The 17452-nt window shown below is 65.0% G+C and carries 18 protein-coding genes; 9 read left to right on the top strand and 9 right to left on the bottom strand.

Going from position 1 to position 17452, the window contains the following annotated elements; genetic code table 11:
• Window positions 1-96: 96 nt before the first annotated feature.
• From rapZ to WDO72_07005, 8 genes are all read right to left on the bottom strand, one after another.
• Entirely contained in the window at window positions 97-1023 is a 927-nt protein-coding gene (gene rapZ, locus WDO72_07040) for an RNase adapter RapZ (GenBank protein MEJ0085417.1), read from the bottom strand.
• Between the two features lie 9 nt (window positions 1024-1032).
• A complete protein-coding gene (raiA, locus tag WDO72_07035; protein ID MEJ0085416.1) occupies window positions 1033-1353 on the bottom strand; it encodes a ribosome-associated translation inhibitor RaiA in 321 nt (106 codons plus the stop codon).
• 46 nt (window positions 1354-1399) lie between these two features.
• Entirely contained in the window at window positions 1400-2839 is a 1440-nt protein-coding gene (locus WDO72_07030) for an RNA polymerase factor sigma-54 (protein ID MEJ0085415.1), read from the bottom strand.
• A gap of 69 nt (window positions 2840-2908) precedes the next feature.
• A complete protein-coding gene (gene lptB / locus WDO72_07025) occupies window positions 2909-3634 on the bottom strand; it encodes an LPS export ABC transporter ATP-binding protein (protein MEJ0085414.1) in 726 nt (241 codons plus the stop codon).
• Entirely contained in the window at window positions 3631-4314 is a 684-nt protein-coding gene (gene lptA, locus WDO72_07020; protein MEJ0085413.1) for a lipopolysaccharide transport periplasmic protein LptA, read from the bottom strand. Before lptA ends, lptB begins: the two co-directional genes overlap by 4 nt.
• The gene (lptC, locus tag WDO72_07015) at window positions 4292-4903 is read right to left on the bottom strand and encodes an LPS export ABC transporter periplasmic protein LptC (protein MEJ0085412.1); all 612 of its coding nucleotides are present in this window, start codon (window positions 4901-4903) and stop codon (window positions 4292-4294) included. The genes lptA and lptC overlap by 23 nt, the downstream gene beginning before the upstream one ends.
• The gene (locus WDO72_07010) at window positions 4900-5409 is read right to left on the bottom strand and encodes an HAD-IIIA family hydrolase (GenBank protein MEJ0085411.1); all 510 of its coding nucleotides are present in this window, start codon (window positions 5407-5409) and stop codon (window positions 4900-4902) included. The genes lptC and WDO72_07010 overlap by 4 nt, the downstream gene beginning before the upstream one ends.
• The gene (locus WDO72_07005) at window positions 5406-6392 is read right to left on the bottom strand and encodes a KpsF/GutQ family sugar-phosphate isomerase (GenBank protein ID MEJ0085410.1); all 987 of its coding nucleotides are present in this window, start codon (window positions 6390-6392) and stop codon (window positions 5406-5408) included. Before WDO72_07005 ends, WDO72_07010 begins: the two co-directional genes overlap by 4 nt.
• A 54-nt stretch (window positions 6393-6446) precedes the next feature.
• Here WDO72_07005 and WDO72_07000 point away from each other — a divergent pair, with 54 nt between their 5' ends.
• From WDO72_07000 to WDO72_06975, 6 genes are all read left to right on the top strand, one after another.
• The gene (locus WDO72_07000; protein MEJ0085409.1) at window positions 6447-6683 is read left to right on the top strand and encodes a BolA/IbaG family iron-sulfur metabolism protein; all 237 of its coding nucleotides are present in this window, start codon (window positions 6447-6449) and stop codon (window positions 6681-6683) included.
• Window positions 6684-6720: 37 nt separating this feature from the next.
• Entirely contained in the window at window positions 6721-7980 is a 1260-nt protein-coding gene (gene murA / locus WDO72_06995) for a UDP-N-acetylglucosamine 1-carboxyvinyltransferase (protein MEJ0085408.1), read from the top strand.
• Between the two features lie 302 nt (window positions 7981-8282).
• Entirely contained in the window at window positions 8283-10310 is a 2028-nt protein-coding gene (locus WDO72_06990; protein MEJ0085407.1) for a TonB family protein, read from the top strand.
• A 14-nt stretch (window positions 10311-10324) separates the two neighbouring features.
• Window positions 10325-12604 (top strand): ATP-binding protein, encoded by a 2280-nt coding sequence (locus WDO72_06985; GenBank protein ID MEJ0085406.1) that lies wholly within the window; start codon window positions 10325-10327, stop codon window positions 12602-12604.
• Window positions 12605-12623: 19 nt separating this feature from the next.
• Complete coding sequence (locus WDO72_06980) at window positions 12624-13013, top strand: response regulator (protein MEJ0085405.1); 390 nt, start codon at window positions 12624-12626, stop codon at window positions 13011-13013.
• A gap of 5 nt (window positions 13014-13018) precedes the next feature.
• Window positions 13019-13468 carry a chemotaxis protein CheX gene (locus WDO72_06975; protein MEJ0085404.1) on the top strand — a complete coding sequence of 150 codons (450 nt, stop codon included), beginning with the start codon at window positions 13019-13021 and terminating at the stop codon, window positions 13466-13468.
• Window positions 13469-13471: 3 nt separating this feature from the next.
• Here the strand turns inward: WDO72_06975 and WDO72_06970 are convergent, their stop codons facing one another.
• Window positions 13472-14659: a trypsin-like peptidase domain-containing protein gene (locus tag WDO72_06970; GenBank protein MEJ0085403.1), complete on the bottom strand. Its 1188-nt coding sequence runs from the start codon at window positions 14657-14659 to the stop codon at window positions 13472-13474.
• A gap of 138 nt (window positions 14660-14797) precedes the next feature.
• Here WDO72_06970 and petA point away from each other — a divergent pair, with 138 nt between their 5' ends.
• The 3 genes from petA to WDO72_06955 are packed head-to-tail and all read left to right on the top strand — an operon-like array spanning window position 14798 to window position 17428.
• Window positions 14798-15424, top strand: a complete 627-nt coding sequence (gene petA, locus WDO72_06965) for a ubiquinol-cytochrome c reductase iron-sulfur subunit (GenBank protein ID MEJ0085402.1) — start codon at window positions 14798-14800, stop codon at window positions 15422-15424.
• A complete protein-coding gene (locus tag WDO72_06960) occupies window positions 15424-16665 on the top strand; it encodes a cytochrome b N-terminal domain-containing protein (protein ID MEJ0085401.1) in 1242 nt (413 codons plus the stop codon). The genes petA and WDO72_06960 overlap by 1 nt, the downstream gene beginning before the upstream one ends.
• Window positions 16655-17428 (top strand): cytochrome c1, encoded by a 774-nt coding sequence (locus WDO72_06955; GenBank protein ID MEJ0085400.1) that lies wholly within the window; start codon window positions 16655-16657, stop codon window positions 17426-17428. The genes WDO72_06960 and WDO72_06955 overlap by 11 nt, the downstream gene beginning before the upstream one ends.
• Window positions 17429-17452 lie beyond the last annotated feature (24 nt).

Below are 17452 nucleotides of genomic sequence, written 5' to 3'. Positions count from 1 at the left end.
GCCGGGTGCGTCCGTATTCCCAGGCATAAATGCCACATGCGAAAACGCCGGCTGAGTGCCGGCGTCCGTAAAAAATCTGCAGAGCGCGACGTCCGGCTAGGCGACGGAACTTCCCGAGAGCGTGGGGGCACTGGTGAGCGTGGGTGCGCGCGTGATGGAACGCATCTCACCGAGGGAATTGTGGCGGATCGCGACGACGGGGTAGTTCTGCGAGAGCCGCTCGGCGATACGTTCCGCGAGGTACACCGAGCGGTGGCGGCCACCGGTGCAGCCGATGGCGATCGTGAGGTAACGGCGGTTCGCGGCCTGGTGCTCGGGGATACGCGCGGCGACGAACTGCAGGATGTCGTCGCACAGCCGCGGCACGCTGCGCTGCCCCTCGAGAAAGCGGATGACGTCCGGATCGAGGCCCGTGAGGGCGCGCAACGAGGGATCCCAATAAGGATTCGGCAGCGAGCGCGCATCGAACACGAAATCCGCGTCGCCCGGAATGCCGTTCTTGAAGCCGAAGGATTCGACCAGCAGCGACAACCGGCCGGCGCTGCGTTTCTCGACGCGCTGGCTGATGAGCTCGCGCAGGTCGTGGACACCCATGCGCGAGGTGTCGACGACCAGGTCCGCGGCGTTGAGGATGGGCTCGAGCAGCCGCCGTTCGATGGCGATGGCCTCCTTGAGCGAGACGTGATCGGTGCTGATCGGGTGTTTGCGGCGCGTCTCGGCGAAGCGGCGCAGCAGCTCGTCGTCGTTGGCGAGCAGGAACACGATTTCGCACTGGATGCCGCTCTTCTTCAGCTCTTCAATGAGCGGCGGTACGGTTTCGATCTCGGCCGCCGCGTTGCGCGCATCGACGCCCACCGCCGCGCGCGAGTACTGCGACTCGTTGCCGCGCAGCGTGTGGGAGATGAAGGGCTTCAGCAGGGCTGCCGGAATGTTGTCCACGCAGTAGAACCCGGCGTCTTCGAGCATGTGCAGGGCCACGCTCTTGCCGGATCCGGACAGCCCGCTGACGAGGATGAGGCGCATCGTGTGCCTTCAGCTCCTCACGGCCTTGCGCGTTTCCGCGGCGTGTTTGTCGGCCTTCATTTCCTTGTGCTTGATGACGCGCCGGTCGAGCTTGTCGGCCATCAGGTCGATCGCCGCGTACATGTCTTCCTCGGTGGCGTCGGCATGGAGGGAGTTGCCGCGCACGTGCAATGTGGCTTCGGCCTTCTGTCGGAGTTTCTCGACTGTCAAAACGCAATGCACGTCGATTACATGGTCGAAATGACGGGAAATACGTTCGAGCTTCTTCTCGACGTATGAGCGCATCGACGCGGTGACTTCGACATGATGACCGGAAAGCGACAATTGCATGGTGCGTCTCCTTTTTGCCTGACTACTTCGTGACTTCCAAAATTTCCTACCGGTTGCCGGCCGCCTTGGCCTTGCGTTCGTTCGAGGGTGCGAGCCCGAGCGCCTCGCGATACTTCGCGACAGTGCGGCGCGCCACGGCGATGCCTTCGCCGGAGAGCAGCTCGGCGATGCGGCTGTCGGACAGCGGGTTGCCGGTGTCTTCTTCCTTGATGAGCTTGCGGATCTTGGCGCGCACCGCGGTGGACGACGCACCGCCGCCATCGGCGGCCTCGACCTGGCTCGAGAAGAAATACTTGAGCTCGAACACGCCGCGCGGCGTGTGCATGTATTTGCTGGACGTGACGCGCGAGATGGTGGATTCGTGCATGTCGATGGCCTGCGCGATGTCCTTGAGAATCATCGGCCGCATGCTCTCCTCGCCGTGTTCGAGGAACGCCGTCTGGCGTTCGACGATGGAGCGCGCGACTTTCATGAGCGTCTCGTTGCGGATCTCGAGACTCTTGAGCAGCCAGCGTGCTTCCTGCAGCTGCGCGCGCATGGAAGAGTGCCCCGCGCCGCGGCCGAGCATGTCGGCGTAACTCTGGTTGAGACGCACGCGCGGCAGCGTCGAGCTGTTCACTTCCACCGTCCAGCCACGATCGGTGCGGCGCACGAACACGTCGGGCACGACGTATTCGGCCTTGGCGCTGGATACGGTCGAACCGGGACGCGGATGCAGTCCGCGCACCAGCGCGACGGCCTGTGCGAGTTCATCGTCCGACGCCGACAACTCGCGGCGCAGCAGCGTCAATTCGCGATCGGCGAGCAAGTCGAGGTGTTTGTCCGCGATGGCGAGCGCGAGGCGCAGGCCGGGCGTGTCCGCATGCAGGGTGCGCAGCTGCAGCGTCAGGCACTCGCCGAGATTGCGCGCGCCGACGCCGGCCGGATCGAGCGTCTGTACGAGTTTGAGGACACGCTCGACTTCCGCCGCGTCGGCCGTGACTTCGGGCAGCAGCGTGTTCGCCACTTCCTCGAGCGGCTCGGTGATGTAGCCGTCGTCCTTGATCGCATCAACAATAGCGCGTGCGATCGCGAGTTCGCGCGGCGCGAGGTTGGCGTATTCGAGCTGGCCGACCAGATGATCCTGCAGCGACAGCGTGACGTCGTCGGCGACCTCGGAGGCGCGTTCGTCGTCGTCGCGCCAGGAATCCGAACCGGCGCTGCGCTCGGTCCAGTTGTCCTCGACGACTTCGGCTTCGACCGTGACTTCGGGAGCCGGCGTCGCATCGACGCGCTTCTCGTCCGGCATCGGATGCGGTTCGAGGGATTCGAAGGTGCCGGTGGCTTCGTATTCGTCCACGGGCTCGAGCATCACGTTGCTTTCGAGCTGTTCGCGGATGTGCGCCTGCAGCTCCATGGCAGGCATTTGCAGGAGGCGGATAGCCTGCTGCAGCTGCGGGGTCATGGTCAGTGTCTGACCCAGCTTCAGCTGCAATGACGGCTTCATCATCGACACGGGCGGAGGTGCCCCCAACGCTATGAAAAAAATAGTTTTTCCGGCGAGCCCTGACGGGCGCTACATGCGGAAAGACTGGCCCAAGTACACCTCACGGACTTGGGGGTTGGCAAGGATTTCCTCCGAGGACCCGGACGCAATTACGGTTCCTCCCGAAACGATGTAAGCGTGACCACAGACACCTAAGGTTTCTCTGACGTTATGGTCGGTGATCAGCACGCCAATGCCCTTGGCGGTGAGCTCCGTCATGATTCTCTGGATGTCGATGACCGACAAAGGGTCGACGCCCGCAAATGGCTCGTCGAGCAGCACGAAACGGGGCTCCGCGGCCAGCGCGCGCGCTATTTCGACGCGCCGGCGCTCGCCGCCCGACAGCGCCATGCCGAGACTCTTGCGCACATGGGCAATGCGCAGCTCGCCGAGGATCTGCTCCAGCCGCTCCTGGCGCCCGGTTTCATCCAGGTTGTCGCGCGTCTCGAGGATCGCCATCACGTTGTCTTCGACCGTCAACTTGCGAAACACCGAGGCTTCCTGCGGCAAATACCCGATGCCCGCGTGCGCGCGCTGGTGCATCGCGAGGTGCGTGATGTCGCGGCCGTCGATGGTGACCGTGCCTTTGTCGGGTGGCACCAGTCCCACGATCATGTAGAACGCCGTCGTCTTGCCGGCGCCGTTCGGGCCTAACAAACCCACGATCTGCCCGCTCGCCACTTCGACGGAGAGATCGGAGATGACCTGGCGTTTCTTGTAGCTCTTGGCGAGGTGGGACGCGCGCAGCACGCTCATGGTTTCTTGTCCGGCGCCTGCTTCGAGCACGGGCTGCCGGCTTCGGTCTTCGGCTGGATCGTGATGCGGATGCGGCCATCTCCAGTCTGCGTGGTGTTGGTGTGCGACTGGCCTTCGACCCGCTGCTGATTGATGTTGTAGACCAACTGCTGGCCGGTGATCTCGTTACAGCCGTCCGAGAGCCAGGCGTTGTCGCGCAGGCTGATCCGCCCGCCGAGCGCCTCGTACGCGATGGTATTCGCGTGACCGCGCGAGGTGCTGTTGTCGTCGCGCCGTTGTTCGAACTCGGCCGGCGTGCCGGTGGCGACGGCCTCGGAGATGAGGTTGTTGCGGAATTCGACCACGGCCTTGTCGGAGCTCAGGTTGCCGCCGCTGGCCTTGATGCGCACATTGCCCGAAAAAGTCCAGCGACTGTTCTCGAAGGCGATGCCGCCGGTGGAGCGCGCCTCGGCGGCTTCGATGCGGTTGTCGCACTGCCGGATCGACACGTCGCGCAGCAGCGTGCTGTTGTCGCGGTAGTTGATCTCGACCGGTTTCGCCTCGACCACGATTTCGGGGTTGGCGCAGTCCGCCGCCATGCTGAGTGCCGCGGACGCATCGCTGCCTAACAACAACGCCGCGAGGGCGAGCGGTGCGAGTGCGAAGCACACGATGCGATTACTTGTTGGAAAAAGTGCCATGCACATCCGATTCTAGACGCAGGGTGCCGGCCTTCAAGTCGGCCTGCATGCCGACCGCGTCGAGCTCGTGCCCGGCCCAGCGCAGCTTCACCGGTGCACGGGTCTCGATGAATTCGGTGGGAGTGTTGATCCGCATGTTGTCGGTGCTCAGGAGGAGCGGTGCCTGCGACCCGGGGGCGTGACCGGTCACCAGCACGTTGCCGTTCAGTTGCACGTCGTCTCCATCGGCGCGTACCTGACCACTATCGGACTTCAGGTGCCAGACTTCGGCGGCCGCTTTTTCCGAAGGCGGCGCTTCGCCCGGCACGGTGCCCTGCGCGCCGGGGTGGTAGTCCATGTCGAGGGTTTCGAGATCGATCACGCCGGAATCGCCTTGCTGGCGGATCACCTTGGCATTCAGCCGGTATCGTTCGCGTCCGTCATAACCGGTTTCGATGACCTGGGCATCGAGCGCCGCATAGCCGGGGTCGGGCAGCGTGATGGCCGCATCTGCCGCCGTGTCGCCGCGCCCGGCGCGGCCGATGAAGTAGGCGCCGGTGACGATCGCCATCACCAGCAGGTAACCGAGGGCGCGCGACCAGGACTTCATGCGCGCAACCGGCGCGCGTCGAGCAGCCAGTCGCAGACTTCGCGCACCGCGCCGTGACCGCCGGGACGCGAGGTGACCAGGTGTGCGGCGGCCAGCGCATCGGCATGGGCATCGGCGACCGCGATGGCGAGGCCCGCCACGCGCAGGATGGGCGCGTCGGGCGTGTCGTCGCCGACGCAGGCGCAGTGCTCCAGCGCCACCTTGCGCGCCTTCAACAGGCGCGTGAGCGCCGCAAGCTTGTCGGTCGCGCCCTGCGTGACGTGTTTGATGCCGAGCTCGCGCGCGCGTTGCGCGACGGCGGCGGATTTGCGGCCGGAAATGATGGCCACGGTGATACCGGCGGCGCTGACCTGTTTTATCCCGTGGCCATCGCGCACATGAAACGCCTTGAGCGTTTCGCCCTTCGCCCCGTACAGCAGCCGGCCGTCGGTGAGCACGCCATCGACGTCGAGCACCAGCAGCTGCACGCGACGCAGGGCCGGGTGGAAACTCGCGACGTCGCTCACAGGACTCCGGCGCGCAGCAGGTCGTGCACGTTGAGCGCGCCGACCAGGGCGCCCGCCGCATCGGTCACCGGCAGGGCGGTGATGCGATGTTTCTCCATGAGATGCGCCGCTTCGGCCGCCAGCTCGGTCGCGGTGATCCGTTTGCCGGGTGAATTCATCACCTCGCGCATGGTGACCGCGTGGACGTCGGCCCGCCGGTCGAGCACGCGGCGCAGGTCGCCATCGGTGAAGACGCCGAGCAGCCGGCCGTCTTCGAGCACGGCGCACATGCCGAGGCCTTTCTTCGACATGACGACCAGGCCTTCGGCGAGCGTCGCCTCCGGACTAACTACCGGCAGGTCGTCGCCGCTGCGCATGATGTCGGCGACGTGTAACAGCAGCTTGCGGCCGAGCGCGCCGCCGGGATGCGAGCGGGCGAAATCCTGCGGCGTGAAGCCGCGCGCCTCGAGCAGCGCCACGGCCAGCGCGTCGCCAAGCGCCAGGGTGGCGGTGGTGCTGGCGGTGGGCGCGAGGTTGAGCGGGCAGGCTTCCTCGTCGACGCTCACGTCGAGGTGCACGCTGGCGGCACGGGCCAGTGCCGATCGGGGATTGCCCGTGACGGCGATGATGGGCACGCCCAGGCGCGAGAGGTGCGGGATCAGCAGCAGCACCTCGGCCGTCTCGCCGGAATTGGACAGGGCCAGCAGTACGTCGCTGCGCGTGATCATGCCGATGTCGCCATGGCTGGCTTCAGCGGCATGCATGAAGAAGGAGGGCGTGCCGGTGGAAGCCAGGGTGGCGGCGATCTTGCCGGCGACGTGGCCCGATTTGCCCATGCCCGTGACGATCACCCGCCCCGGGCATTCGAGGCAGATGGCGCAGGCGCGCGCGAAACCGGCGTCGAGCCGGGGGATGAGCGCCGCGATCGCCCGCCCTTCGATCTCTAGGGCTTTGCGTCCGGCCGCGATCAGCGCGGCCGGATCGGGTTTGACCTGGGCATTCATGCAGGAATCATAACGCTTAAGGTCCGCTAAGATCGCGCCATGAACTCCCGTGTCATGACCCCGGAAAGAGTCGCCGAGCTGATTCGCAGCGGATTGCCAGGCGCCACCGTCAGCGTCGAATCCGACGACAACACCCACTTCGCGACGCGGGTGATAACAGCTGCCTTCGAAGGCAAGCGGCCCATCGCCCGGCACCAGCTCATCTACCAGACGCTCGGCAATCTGATGGGCCGGGAGATCCACGCCTTGTCGATCGAAGCGTTGACGCCCGCCGAGCACTCCGCGAAGTAAGATCGCGGCCCAGCAAACGACCCCAGCGAGACATTCCGTGGACAAACTGCAGATCAATGGCGGCATCGCGCTCGAGGGCGAAGTGCGGATTTCCGGCGCCAAGAACGCCACCTTGCCCATCATCGCCGGCGCGCTGCTGGCCGACGGGCCGGTGACCATCCGCAACGTTCCGCACCTGCAGGACGTCACCACCATGATCGAGTTGTTAGGCCGCATGGGCGTGTCGGTGACCATCGACGAGAAAATGCAGATCGAGATCGACGGCACGACCACGCGCGAATGTTTCGCGCCGTACGAGCTGGTCAAGACCATGCGCGCCTCGATCCTGGTGCTCGGGCCGCTGGTGGCGCGTTTCGGCAAGGCCGACGTGTCGTTGCCGGGCGGCTGCGCGATCGGCGCGCGGCCCGTGAACATCCACGTCGCGGGCCTGCAGGCCATGGGCGCGAAGATCGACATCGAGGGCGGTTATATCCGCGCGCGCGCCGGCAGGCTGAAGGGTGCGCGGCTCAATCTCGAAACCGTCACGGTGACGGGTACTGAAAATCTCATGATGGCGGCGACGCTGGCGGATGGCGAAACGGTCATCGAGAACGCCGCGCGCGAGCCGGAAGTGGTCGACCTCGCGAATTTCCTGATCGCGATGGGCGCGAAGATCCGCGGCGCTGGCACGGACAAGATCGTCATCCAGGGCGTGGAGAAGCTGCACGGCACCAGCTACGAAGTGCTGCCCGACCGCATCGAAGGCGGCACCTACCTGGTCGCCGGCGCGATCACCTCGGGCCAGGTGCGCATCAAGAACACGGCGCCCGAACATCTCGACGCGGTCACCGCGAAACTCATGGAGGCTGGCGCGAAAGTCGGCATCGGACCGAACTGGATCGAAGTCGACATGAAGGGCAAACGGCCGAAGTCGGTCGACGTCCGCACCGCGCCGTATCCCGCGTTTCCCACCGACATGCAGGCGCAGTTCGCCGCGCTCAATACGATCGCGGACGGCGTCGGCACGATCGTGGAAACCATTTTCGAGAACCGCTTCATGCACATGCTCGAGATGCGGCGGCTGGGCGCCGAGATCCGCCTCGAGGGAAACACCGCCATCATCAAGGGCGTTCCCAAGCTCACCGCCGCGCCCGTCATGGCCACCGATCTGCGCGCCTCGGCCAGCCTGGTGCTCGCCGGCCTCGTGGCCGAAGGCCGGACCGAGATCGAGCGCATCTATCACATCGACCGCGGCTACGAGGCCCTCGAAGAAAAGCTGGCGCAGATCGGCGCGCAGATCCGGCGCGTACCAAACTAGCCTCGGCTAGGTAGCTCGAGTCCGAAAACGCTGTTTTTAGCGGCTGGAATGCGCAACTAGCCAGTCGCGTCTCCGTTTGCCCGCAAATGGAAAATGTCCTACTGCACCATTTGTGATCCAGGTCGCGGTACAGCCTTCCCTGGCGCGCTTCTCTGTGCCGTATGTGACGCATTGCCGTTCAGCGGCAACCCGCTGACTTAATACTGTCCCTCACTGTCGTTCACCGGAGACGGGTCATGAAAGCCTGTCCGCCGCGAACATCGATCGCCAGCAAAACTAGTTCGATGAGAGGTCGACGATCCATGCAAGCACGTTCTGAACTTGGCGCGGCTGCGCACAGCGAATCACCCGCCGGCCGGAGCAATCCGGGATCGAGCTCCTTCAAATCGAAGAAGCCGCTGGCGCTCATCGCCACCCCGGACCTCGAGCTGTGGGGACAACTGGGACCGATGCTCGAGTCGACCTGTGCCCTGCGGCACGCCGACAGCCTTGCCAGCGCTGCGGCGATGCTCAAGCCGGGCACGCGCACCATCCTCATCGCCGACCTGCGCGGCCTGAATCCCGAAGACTTCGCGCCCATCAGCGCAAGCTTGCATAACCCCGTCGTCATCGCCGTCCGCGATGCCGCCTCGTCCGGCACGGTCGATGCCCTGATGCTCGAAGGCGCCCTACAGGCGCTGGTCGACACCCCGATCGAACCCGCCGCGATGCTGCGTGCCGTCAGCGACGCAGCGCGCATTTCTTCGACGGCCGATGCGCTGAACGCCGTCACCAGCTCCGGAAGCGGTAGTTCGGGCGGTGAACAGAAATCGAAATCGCCCATCGTGATGGTCGGCATCGTCGCCGCCGTGCTCGCGGTCGGGGGCGGCGCCTGGTTCTTCATGAAAAAGGGTTCGACGGACGGTACGCCGGCCGCCGCGTCCTCTGCCGCCACCGCGCCGGCCGCTGGCGCCGCTCCGTCCGCGGCCACCGCCCCGGCGGCGTCGCTCGACGAAGTGCTCGAGCGTGCGCGCCTCGCCATGGATGAGCGCCGCTATATCGAGCCTGCCAAGAACAACGCGCTCGACTATTTCCGCCAGGTTCTGACCCTCGAGCCGGGCAACGCCGAAGCCACCGAAGGCTTGAAGCGTCTCGGCGGCCTGCTGATCGCGCGTGCCCGCACGGCGCTCGATGAACGCCGCTTCGACAACGCGCTGGCCGAGCTCGAAGCCGCGCGCAGCATCGATCCGAACGATCAGCGCCTGGTCGAAGTCGACGCCAAGCTCGACTCGATGCGTGCGCAAACCGCGCTCGCGCAGATCCAGGCGACGCTCGCCGCGCAGAACTTCGATCGTGCGCAATCGCTGCTCGAAGCCGCGCAGAAAGATGCGCTGCTGCCGCCGGCGCAGATCGCGCAGCTTTCCAAGGACCTCGACGGAAAGCGTCGTGCGGTCACCATCGGCCGCCTGGCCGCGACCGTCGACGCGCGTCTCAACAGCGGCCGCCTCGTGTCGCCGAACGACGAGTCCGCGAAGGATGCGATCGCCGCGTTGCGCGAAGCGGGGGCTTCGAACGAGCTGGTGGCGCGCCTCAACAACGATCTGAACCAGAAGCTGCTGGCGGCCGCCCGCGATGCGGCTTCGAAGGGCGACCAGGCAGGCCTGAATGCCATGCTGGCCGCGGCGCGCGACAACGGCGTGTCCGCCGCCGCGCTCAATGCCGCGCAGCGCGACATCACCGCCGCCACGCAGAAGCAACAGCGCACCAACGACGACATTGCGCGCTTCGCCAAGGCTGCGCAGGATCGCCTCGCGAGCGGCAACCTGCTGGCACCAGCGAACGATTCGGCCGTCTCGAACGCCGAACGCCTGCGCCTGCTCGATGTGCGCAATCCGACCACGGTGCAGGTGATCCGCGACGTTCGCGCGCGTCTGATTTCGGAAGCGCGGGCAAAATTGTCGGGCAACCGCCCGGCCGATGCCTCCGCCCTGCTCGATGCAGCCGAAAGTCTCGGTGGTGATGCCGACCTCGCCGATTTGCGGGCGTCGGTCGCGAGCGCTCAGCAGGCTGCGGCCACCGCCGCCGCCGCGCCCAAACTACCGCCTCTGAAGATGACGCGCCCGCCGCGTCCGAAGTATCCGGCTTCCGCCAAAGGCGTCGAAGGCTGGGTGCGGGTGGAATTTTATGTGACGCCGGAAGGCCGCACGGAACGCGTGCGTGTCCTGTCGAGCGAGCCTGCGGGCCTGTTCGATGCGGCGGCCATCTCGGCAATGGAAGGCGCCCGGTTCGAAGAGTTTGAATCGACCGACTCGCGTCTGGCGGTTCAGCGCATCGTCTTCAAGCCGGAGTGATGGAGGGAGTATCTGTGAGCAAGACCAAGATCCAAACCGGTAAAAAGCTTTCGACCCGCATGCAGGGCGCCCGCGCCGTGTGGGTGGCCGTGGGTATTCTCGCGCTGGCGTTCCTGGTGGGCGTTCTCGCGCCGGCCTGGTACTTCGCCGGACGCCTGGTCGACAACAACACCGCGGTTCGCGCCATCGGCGAATTGCAGCAGCAGCCCTCGCGCATGCAGGCCGCACTCAGCTCGATCCAGGATCGTTTGCGCGCGCGCGGCTTCGTGCGTGACTCCATCGAACAGTTGAAGCGCGCCACTTCGCAATTCGAAAGCGCCACCGCGACGCTCGAGGCCGGCGGCGGCTCGTCGACCTTCGGTGGCCTCGGCAACGACGACGACGTGCACAACACCATCGTCGAGATGACCCAGGCGTGGAAAAAATATCAGCCGGCACTCGCGCCGGTCGCGAACTTCACTTCGATTCCGTATTCGGACAGCGAACGTGAAGGCACGCAGCTCAACGTGGACGGCCGCGACCTGCAGCAGAAGGTCACGAACGCCGTGACCCAGGCGCGCGCGTACACGCCGCAACTCGAAAAGAATCTGGCGCAGATCATCGCCGGGCTGCAAAGCTCCTCCGATGCATTGGCGACCGCGCTGCGCACCGTGGTGCTGATCGGCGTGGGTCTCGCGGGTGCGCTCGCGGCGCTGGTCGGTTATCTCTCGCTGGCGCGCGGCAAACAGGCCGCCGCCGCGACGGCCGCCCGTCAGCAGACGGAAGACATCCTGCGCACCGTGCGCGAGGGTTTGTTCCTGCTCGATGCCGATCTCAAGATCGGTGAGATCCACTCTGACGCGACCGCGCAGCTGTTCCAGCGCGAATCGGTCGCCGGCATCACCTTCGAAGACCTGCTGCGCAACCTGGTGTCCGCCAAGACGCTGGCGATCGCCACCAAGTTCGTCAAGGTGTTGTGGAGCGAGCGCACCAAGGAAAACCTGATCCGCTCGATCAACCCGCTCAACGAAGTCGAGCTCCAGGTGGGCGAGAAGGGCAGCAAAGACGCCGAGCTGCGCTACCTGGAATTCAACTTCCACCGCGTGCGCCGTGACGGCGCGATCACCCACGTGCTCGTGTCGGTCGCCGATGTGACCGCGCGCGTGGCGCTGGCCGCGCAGCTCAAGGGTGCGCAGGATTCCGCGCAGACGCAGATGGACGCGTTCCTCTCGATCCTGCATGTGGATCCGAACCAGCTGTCCTCGTTCCTCGACGATTCGGACGTCGCCTTCAAGATGATCAACGCCACGCTGCGTGACCCGGCGCGCGACAGCGCCTCGTTCCGCCGCAAGATCGACGGCCTGTTCCGCCAGATCCACAGCATCAAGGGTGAAGCGGCGGCCATCGGGCTCGGCAGCATGGAAACGCGTTCGCATGCGCTCGAGAGCGATCTCGCCGCGTTGCGCGAACGGACAGATCTGACCGGCGACGACTTCCTGCCGCTGCTCACCAAGTTCGACGATCTCGTGTCGCACTCGCAGTCGGTGCGCGAAATGGTCACGAAGCTCGCGAGCTTCCGCGACAGCTTCGCGCCGAAGGCCGGCCACGCGTCCGCCGCTGGCGGCCATGCCTCGGCGAGCACCGGCGACACCACCTCGCGTCACCGCGCGCTCGGCGCCGATTCCTCGCCTTCCGGCGAACATGCGGCCGAAGCGACCCTGCAGCGTTCGGCTCGCGAGGGCTTCGTCGCCTCCGCGCAGCAGCTCGCCGATCGCATTGCCAATGACAACGGCAAGAAGGTCGTGGTGACCTGCCGCGGTCACGACCAGGTACCGGAGAGTTATCGCCGCCCGGTCAAGGACGTGCTGATCCAGCTCATTCGCAATGCCGTCGTGCACGGCATCGAGACCCCGGCCGAACGCCAGGCGCAGGGCAAGGCGGCCGAAGGCCATATCCGTATCAATTTCGAGATGACCGAGGGCGGCCGCGCGTTCCGTATGCAGTGCGAAGACGATGGCCGCGGATTGACCCCGGAAAAGCTGCGCAAGACCGCGGTGGCCAAGGGGATCATTTCGCAGGCCGACGCCGCCGCGCTCTCCGACCAGGAAGCGATGATGCTGGTGTTCCGTTCCGGCTTCTCGACCGCGAAGGACGTTACCCGCGATGCCGGCCGCGGCGTCGGCATGGACGTGATCGCCGAGATCGCCGCCCGCCTGGGTGGCCGCATCTCGCTGAATTCCGAGATCGGCAAGAACATGAAGTTGTCGTTGTCGTTCCCGGCGCAGGCCAATGCCGCCGGCGTCGTCGCGGCCTGAGGGAGGAGAGTCTTAGACCATGAGTGCCGTGCCCAAACCGCGCCAACAGCTGCGCATGATGATCGTGGATGACTCGAACGTGATGCGCCGTCGCATCGAACGTTCCCAGCAGAACGACCAGCTCGAAGTGGTCGGCACCGCGGTGAACGGGCTCGACGCGGTCACCAAGTTCAAGCAATTGCTGCCCGACGTCATGACGCTCGACCTGACCATGCCCGAAATGGACGGCATCGAGTGCGTCGAGCACGTGATCAAAATCAAACCCGATGTGCTTATACTCGTGGTGTCCGCGCTGGCCGATAAAGCGACCGCGGTCGAAGCCATCGAAAAAGGCGCCAACGGATTTCTGTGCAAGCCTTTTACGGACGACCAGCTCAATGAAGCTCTCGCCGAGTTGATTGGGGAGTAAGGGACATGTTGGACGCTGAAGAAGTTCGAACTTTCGTGCAGGGCACTGTGCACTTCTTCGAGACCGCGACGGGCCATGCCGCCACGGTCGGATCACCCTATCTGTGCATCGACAAGTCGGCCGTGGTCCAGGACTACGCCGGCGTCATCGGCATCTCCGGCAATCGCGAAGGCAAGGTGTACTTCACCGCGCCGCGCGGCATGTTGTCGGTCATGTTGATGTGCATGAACGAGACGGACACCGGCGAGCAGAACGTCCGCGACCTGGTGGGCGAAGTCGCCAACACCATCTCCGGCAATGCGCGCCGCGATTTCGGCCGCAATTTCGTGATCAGCACACCGACCGTCTGCGACCGCACCAACGCGTCGACCGCGGCTGCGACCACGGGACGTTCGTTCGTGATTCCGATCAACTGGCGCAGCTACGCCGCCAACGTCGTGGTCTGCCTGCAGTAAGGGCTATTTCGTCCGGGGCCGCTCGGACACCAGCACTTCCGTCGCGAAGCGCTCAGCGCCGCGGATACCCGTGATCTCGATCTTCTTGCCCGGCTTGACGTTGGCGATACGCGTCAACGCATCCTGCGCGCTTTTCACCGCCACGCCGTTGACCGTCAGCAGGATGTCGCGCAGTTCTATGCCGACCTCGGTGGCGGGACTTCTCTCGTAGAGCCTGACGACCACCACACCCGCCTGCGGCAGGTTGAAACGCCGCGCCTCGAGCTCATCGACGTCCGCGGGAACGATGCCTATCCACCCGCGCACGACGCGGCCCTTGGTCAGGATTTCGTTCATGACGCCCCGCACCAGGTTCACCGGGATGGCGAAGCCGATTCCTTCGACGCCCAGGTTCTTGGCCAGCACCGCGGTATTGATGCCGATCAATTCGCCGTTGGTATTGACGAGCGCGCCGCCGGAATTTCCCACGTTGATCGGCGCATCGGTCTGGATGAAATTTTCGAAGGTGGCCACGCCCAGCTGGCCGCGCCCGGTGGCGCTGACGATACCCTGGGTCACGGTCTGCGACAGCCCGACGGGATTGCCGATCGCCAGCACGACGTCTCCCACGCGCAGCCGGTCGGAGTGACCCAGCGGCATCACGGGCACATTCTTCTTGAGATCGAGTTGCAACACGGCGAGGTCGGTATCCGGGTCCCGGCCGACGATCTTCGCATCCGCGATGCGGCCGTCGGCCAGCTGGGCGCGGATCAGGTCGGCCGAGGCGATGACATGATGATTGGTGATGACGTGTGCCTCGGTGTCGACGATGACGCCCGAACCGAGGCTCTGTTCGACGCGCTGGCGGTAGCGAGGCTGCGCGTCGCCAAACAACTCTTCGATGGCATTCGGGCGGATGAGCTCGGTCACGAGCCGCGCCGTATAGATGTTGACCACCGCCGGCGCGGCGCGATCCACGGCCTCGGCATAGGAACTCACGGCTCGCGGCGGCGCCTCGGCCGCCGCCACGGCTGCGGCTGGTGGCGCAGTCGTGACGGGCAAGGGTGCCGGTTGCGGCGCGGCCGGCGCAGGTGCCGCACGCCCCGCGATCAGCTCCGGGCGGAACATGACGGCCACGAACGCCGCGGCCAGTCCGACGATCGCAGAAACGGAAATGAAGGCAATGATTCTCAGAAACGGGCGAGTCGACATGAGCCGGATAATCCTCGTCGGGCGAAGGTCTTAGCGCTGATCCGCATGTGTATAATGCGCCGCCTCCCGGGGTCTCGCAGCCGCGCATTTGGCGCGTGGGCTTAGCGCCGGGAAGAATGAACGATCCTGAGGTCAAGAATGAGCGATCACGCGGCCGACGATACCGTCCCCGAAGTCGACGAGAGTCGGCGCAAATTTCTGATAGCCGCCACCGCCGGTACCGGTGCTGTCGGCGCAGTGCTGACGGCGGTGCCCTTCGTGGCATCGTGGAAGCCTTCGGAGAGTGCCCGCGCCGCGGGTCTGCCCTCCGAGGTCGATCTGTCGAAGATCGAACCGGGCCAGATGGCCACGTTCTTCTGGCGCAAGCAGCAGATCTACGTCGTCAAGCGCACGCCGGAAATGCTGGCGTCGCTGGCTTCGCATGACGGCGAGCTCAAGGATGCGAAGTCCGAGGAGTCGGATCAGCCCGCGTACGCGAGGAACGAGTCGCGCGCGCTCAGGCCCGACGTGCTGGTGCTCATCGGCACCTGCACGCACCTTGGGTGTCTGCCGAAACCGCGTTTCATGCCGGGCGATGCTTCGGTCATGGCGAACTGGCCGGGCGGCTTCTTCTGCCCCTGTCACGGTTCCAAGTTCGATCTCGCGGGGCGCGTGTTCCAGGGTTCGCCGGCTTCGGTGAATCTCAAGATCCCGCCCTACAGCTTCGAGGGTGACAACAAACTCGTCATCGGCGTGGATACGCAGCCGGCGAAGGGGGTGGCCTGATGTCCGCCTCAATAGAAAAGAGCGGCGGGTTCCGCGCCTGGCTCAACAAGCGACTGCCGGTCGATCAGTTCGTAGCCGACCAGCTGACCGGTTACTACGCGCCGAAGAACTTCAACATCTGGTATTTCTTCGGTTCGCTGGCGCTGCTGATGTTCGTCATGCAGATCGTCACCGGCATCTTCGTCACGATGCACTTCAAACCGGGTGAGGCCACCGCCTTCAACTCGGTGCAGACCATGGTGCGTGAAGTACCTTACATGTGGCTGATCCAGACCATGCACGCGGTCGGCGCATCCTTCTTCTTCATCGTCGTGTACCTGCACATGGCGCGGGCACTGATGTACGGCAGCTACAAGGCGCCGCGCGAAGTGTTGTGGGTCATCGGCATGCTGGTGTACCTGGCGCTGATGGCCGAGGCGTTCATGGGCTATGTGCTGCCGTACGGCAACATGTCGTACTGGGGCGCGCAGGTGATCATCAACCTGTTCGGCACGATTCCGGGCATCGGCCCCGATCTGGTGGAATGGATTCGCGGCGACTACGGCATCGGCGATGCCACGCTGACGCGGTTCTTCTCGCTGCATGCCGTCGCACTGCCGTTCATCATCGCGCTGCTGATCGGGCTGCACCTGGTCGCCCTGCGGCAGGTGGGTTCGAACAATCCCGATGGCATCGAAATCAAGGCGAAGCTCAAGCCGGATGGCACGCCGCTGGACGGCATCCCGTTCCATCCCTACTACACGTTGAAGGACATCGTCGGCGTGGGGCTGTTCCTCACCTTGTTCGCCATCGTGGTGTTCTTCATCCCGACCTTCGGCGGCCTGTTCATGGAAGCGCCGAACTTCGAGCCCGCGAATCCGGTGTCGACGCCGGAACACATCGCGCCGGTGTGGTACTTCACGCCTTACTACGCAATCCTGCGCGCCGTCCCGGATCAGAAGATCGGCGCGTTGCTGATGGCGTTGTCGGTGGCGGCGTTCCTGTTCCTGCCGTGGCTCGATCGCGCGCAGAACAAGTCGATCCGTTACCGCGGCATCACCTCGAAGCTGCTGCTGGGCACGTTCTTCGTGACATTCGTGATGCTGATGTGGCTGGGCCTCAAGCCCGCCGATGGCATCTACGTGCTGCTGGCGCGCATCTTCACGGCGTTGTACTTCGGCTTCTTCATCCTGCTGCCGTTCGTCTCCAAGGCCGATGGCAACGGACCGGTTCCCGATCGAGTGACCTACCATGCTCACTAACAAGTACGCGATTGCCGGCGTTCTCGCGTTGTTGCTCGGTGCGGGCGCGGTTTCGGCCAACGAAGGCGGACACGCCGCGTGGGCCCGATCGGCCGACAGCGAAGTCGCCAACCTGCCGTCGCTGCAGCGTGGCGCGCGCAACTTCATGAATTACTGCTCCGGCTGTCATTCGCTGAAGTACATCCGCTACTCGCGTGTTGCCGCGGACCTCAAGATTCCGGACGACCTGCGCGACGAGTACCTGGTCAAGCCAGGTGCCAAGTTCTCCGACTACATCAAGTCGTCGATGCCCGACCAGGATGCGATCGAATGGTTCGGCAAGGCGCCGCCGGATCTGTCGCTCGTGGCGCGTTCGCGGGGCAGCGACTGGGTGTTCAATTTCCTGACCACTTTCTATGCGGATCCCGCCAGTCACCAGACCGGGGTCAACAACGAGCAGTTTCCCGGCACGGCGATGCCACATGTGCTCGCCAGCCTGCAAGGCGTGCAGACCGTCGCGTGGAAGAACGTCGAACACAAGGGTGAAGACGGCAAGCCGGTGATTACGAAGGAGTTCGAGAAATTCGAGCCCGGCGTGATCGGCTCGCTGAGCGCCGCGCAGTACGATGAATTCGTGCGCGACACGGTCAATTTCCTGCAGTACGTCAGCGACCCGACCCAACTCGAGCGCGAAGGCCTCGGCATCTGGGTCGTCCTGTTCCTGCTGATGTTTACCGGGATCGCGTACCTGCTCAAGAAGGAATACTGGAAGGACGTCACCTGAACGGCGCCCTGCCTCTTGCTCGCG

The sequence above is a fragment of the Pseudomonadota bacterium genome, assembly GCA_037200975.1.
Taxonomy (GTDB): domain Bacteria; phylum Pseudomonadota; class Gammaproteobacteria; order Steroidobacterales; family Steroidobacteraceae; genus CADEED01.
This window is presented reverse-complemented; position numbering and strand designations above follow the sequence as displayed.

Coding starts and splice junctions, on each gene's coding strand:
- rapZ (MEJ0085417.1), bottom strand. CDS start 1,023: ATGCGCCTCATCCTCGTCAGCGGGCTGTCCGGATCCGGCAAGAGCGTG.
- raiA (MEJ0085416.1), bottom strand. CDS start 1,353: ATGCAATTGTCGCTTTCCGGTCATCATGTCGAAGTCACCGCGTCGATG.
- WDO72_07030 (MEJ0085415.1), bottom strand. CDS start 2,839: ATGAAGCCGTCATTGCAGCTGAAGCTGGGTCAGACACTGACCATGACC.
- lptB (MEJ0085414.1), bottom strand. CDS start 3,634: ATGAGCGTGCTGCGCGCGTCCCACCTCGCCAAGAGCTACAAGAAACGC.
- lptA (MEJ0085413.1), bottom strand. CDS start 4,314: ATGGCACTTTTTCCAACAAGTAATCGCATCGTGTGCTTCGCACTCGCA.
- lptC (MEJ0085412.1), bottom strand. CDS start 4,903: ATGAAGTCCTGGTCGCGCGCCCTCGGTTACCTGCTGGTGATGGCGATC.
- WDO72_07005 (MEJ0085410.1), bottom strand. CDS start 6,392: ATGAATGCCCAGGTCAAACCCGATCCGGCCGCGCTGATCGCGGCCGGA.
- WDO72_07000 (MEJ0085409.1), top strand. CDS start 6,447: ATGACCCCGGAAAGAGTCGCCGAGCTGATTCGCAGCGGATTGCCAGGC.
- WDO72_06990 (MEJ0085407.1), top strand. CDS start 8,283: ATGCAAGCACGTTCTGAACTTGGCGCGGCTGCGCACAGCGAATCACCC.
- WDO72_06980 (MEJ0085405.1), top strand. CDS start 12,624: ATGAGTGCCGTGCCCAAACCGCGCCAACAGCTGCGCATGATGATCGTG.
- WDO72_06975 (MEJ0085404.1), top strand. CDS start 13,019: ATGTTGGACGCTGAAGAAGTTCGAACTTTCGTGCAGGGCACTGTGCAC.
- WDO72_06970 (MEJ0085403.1), bottom strand. CDS start 14,659: ATGTCGACTCGCCCGTTTCTGAGAATCATTGCCTTCATTTCCGTTTCT.
- petA (MEJ0085402.1), top strand. CDS start 14,798: ATGAGCGATCACGCGGCCGACGATACCGTCCCCGAAGTCGACGAGAGT.
- WDO72_06960 (MEJ0085401.1), top strand. CDS start 15,424: ATGTCCGCCTCAATAGAAAAGAGCGGCGGGTTCCGCGCCTGGCTCAAC.
- WDO72_06955 (MEJ0085400.1), top strand. CDS start 16,655: ATGCTCACTAACAAGTACGCGATTGCCGGCGTTCTCGCGTTGTTGCTC.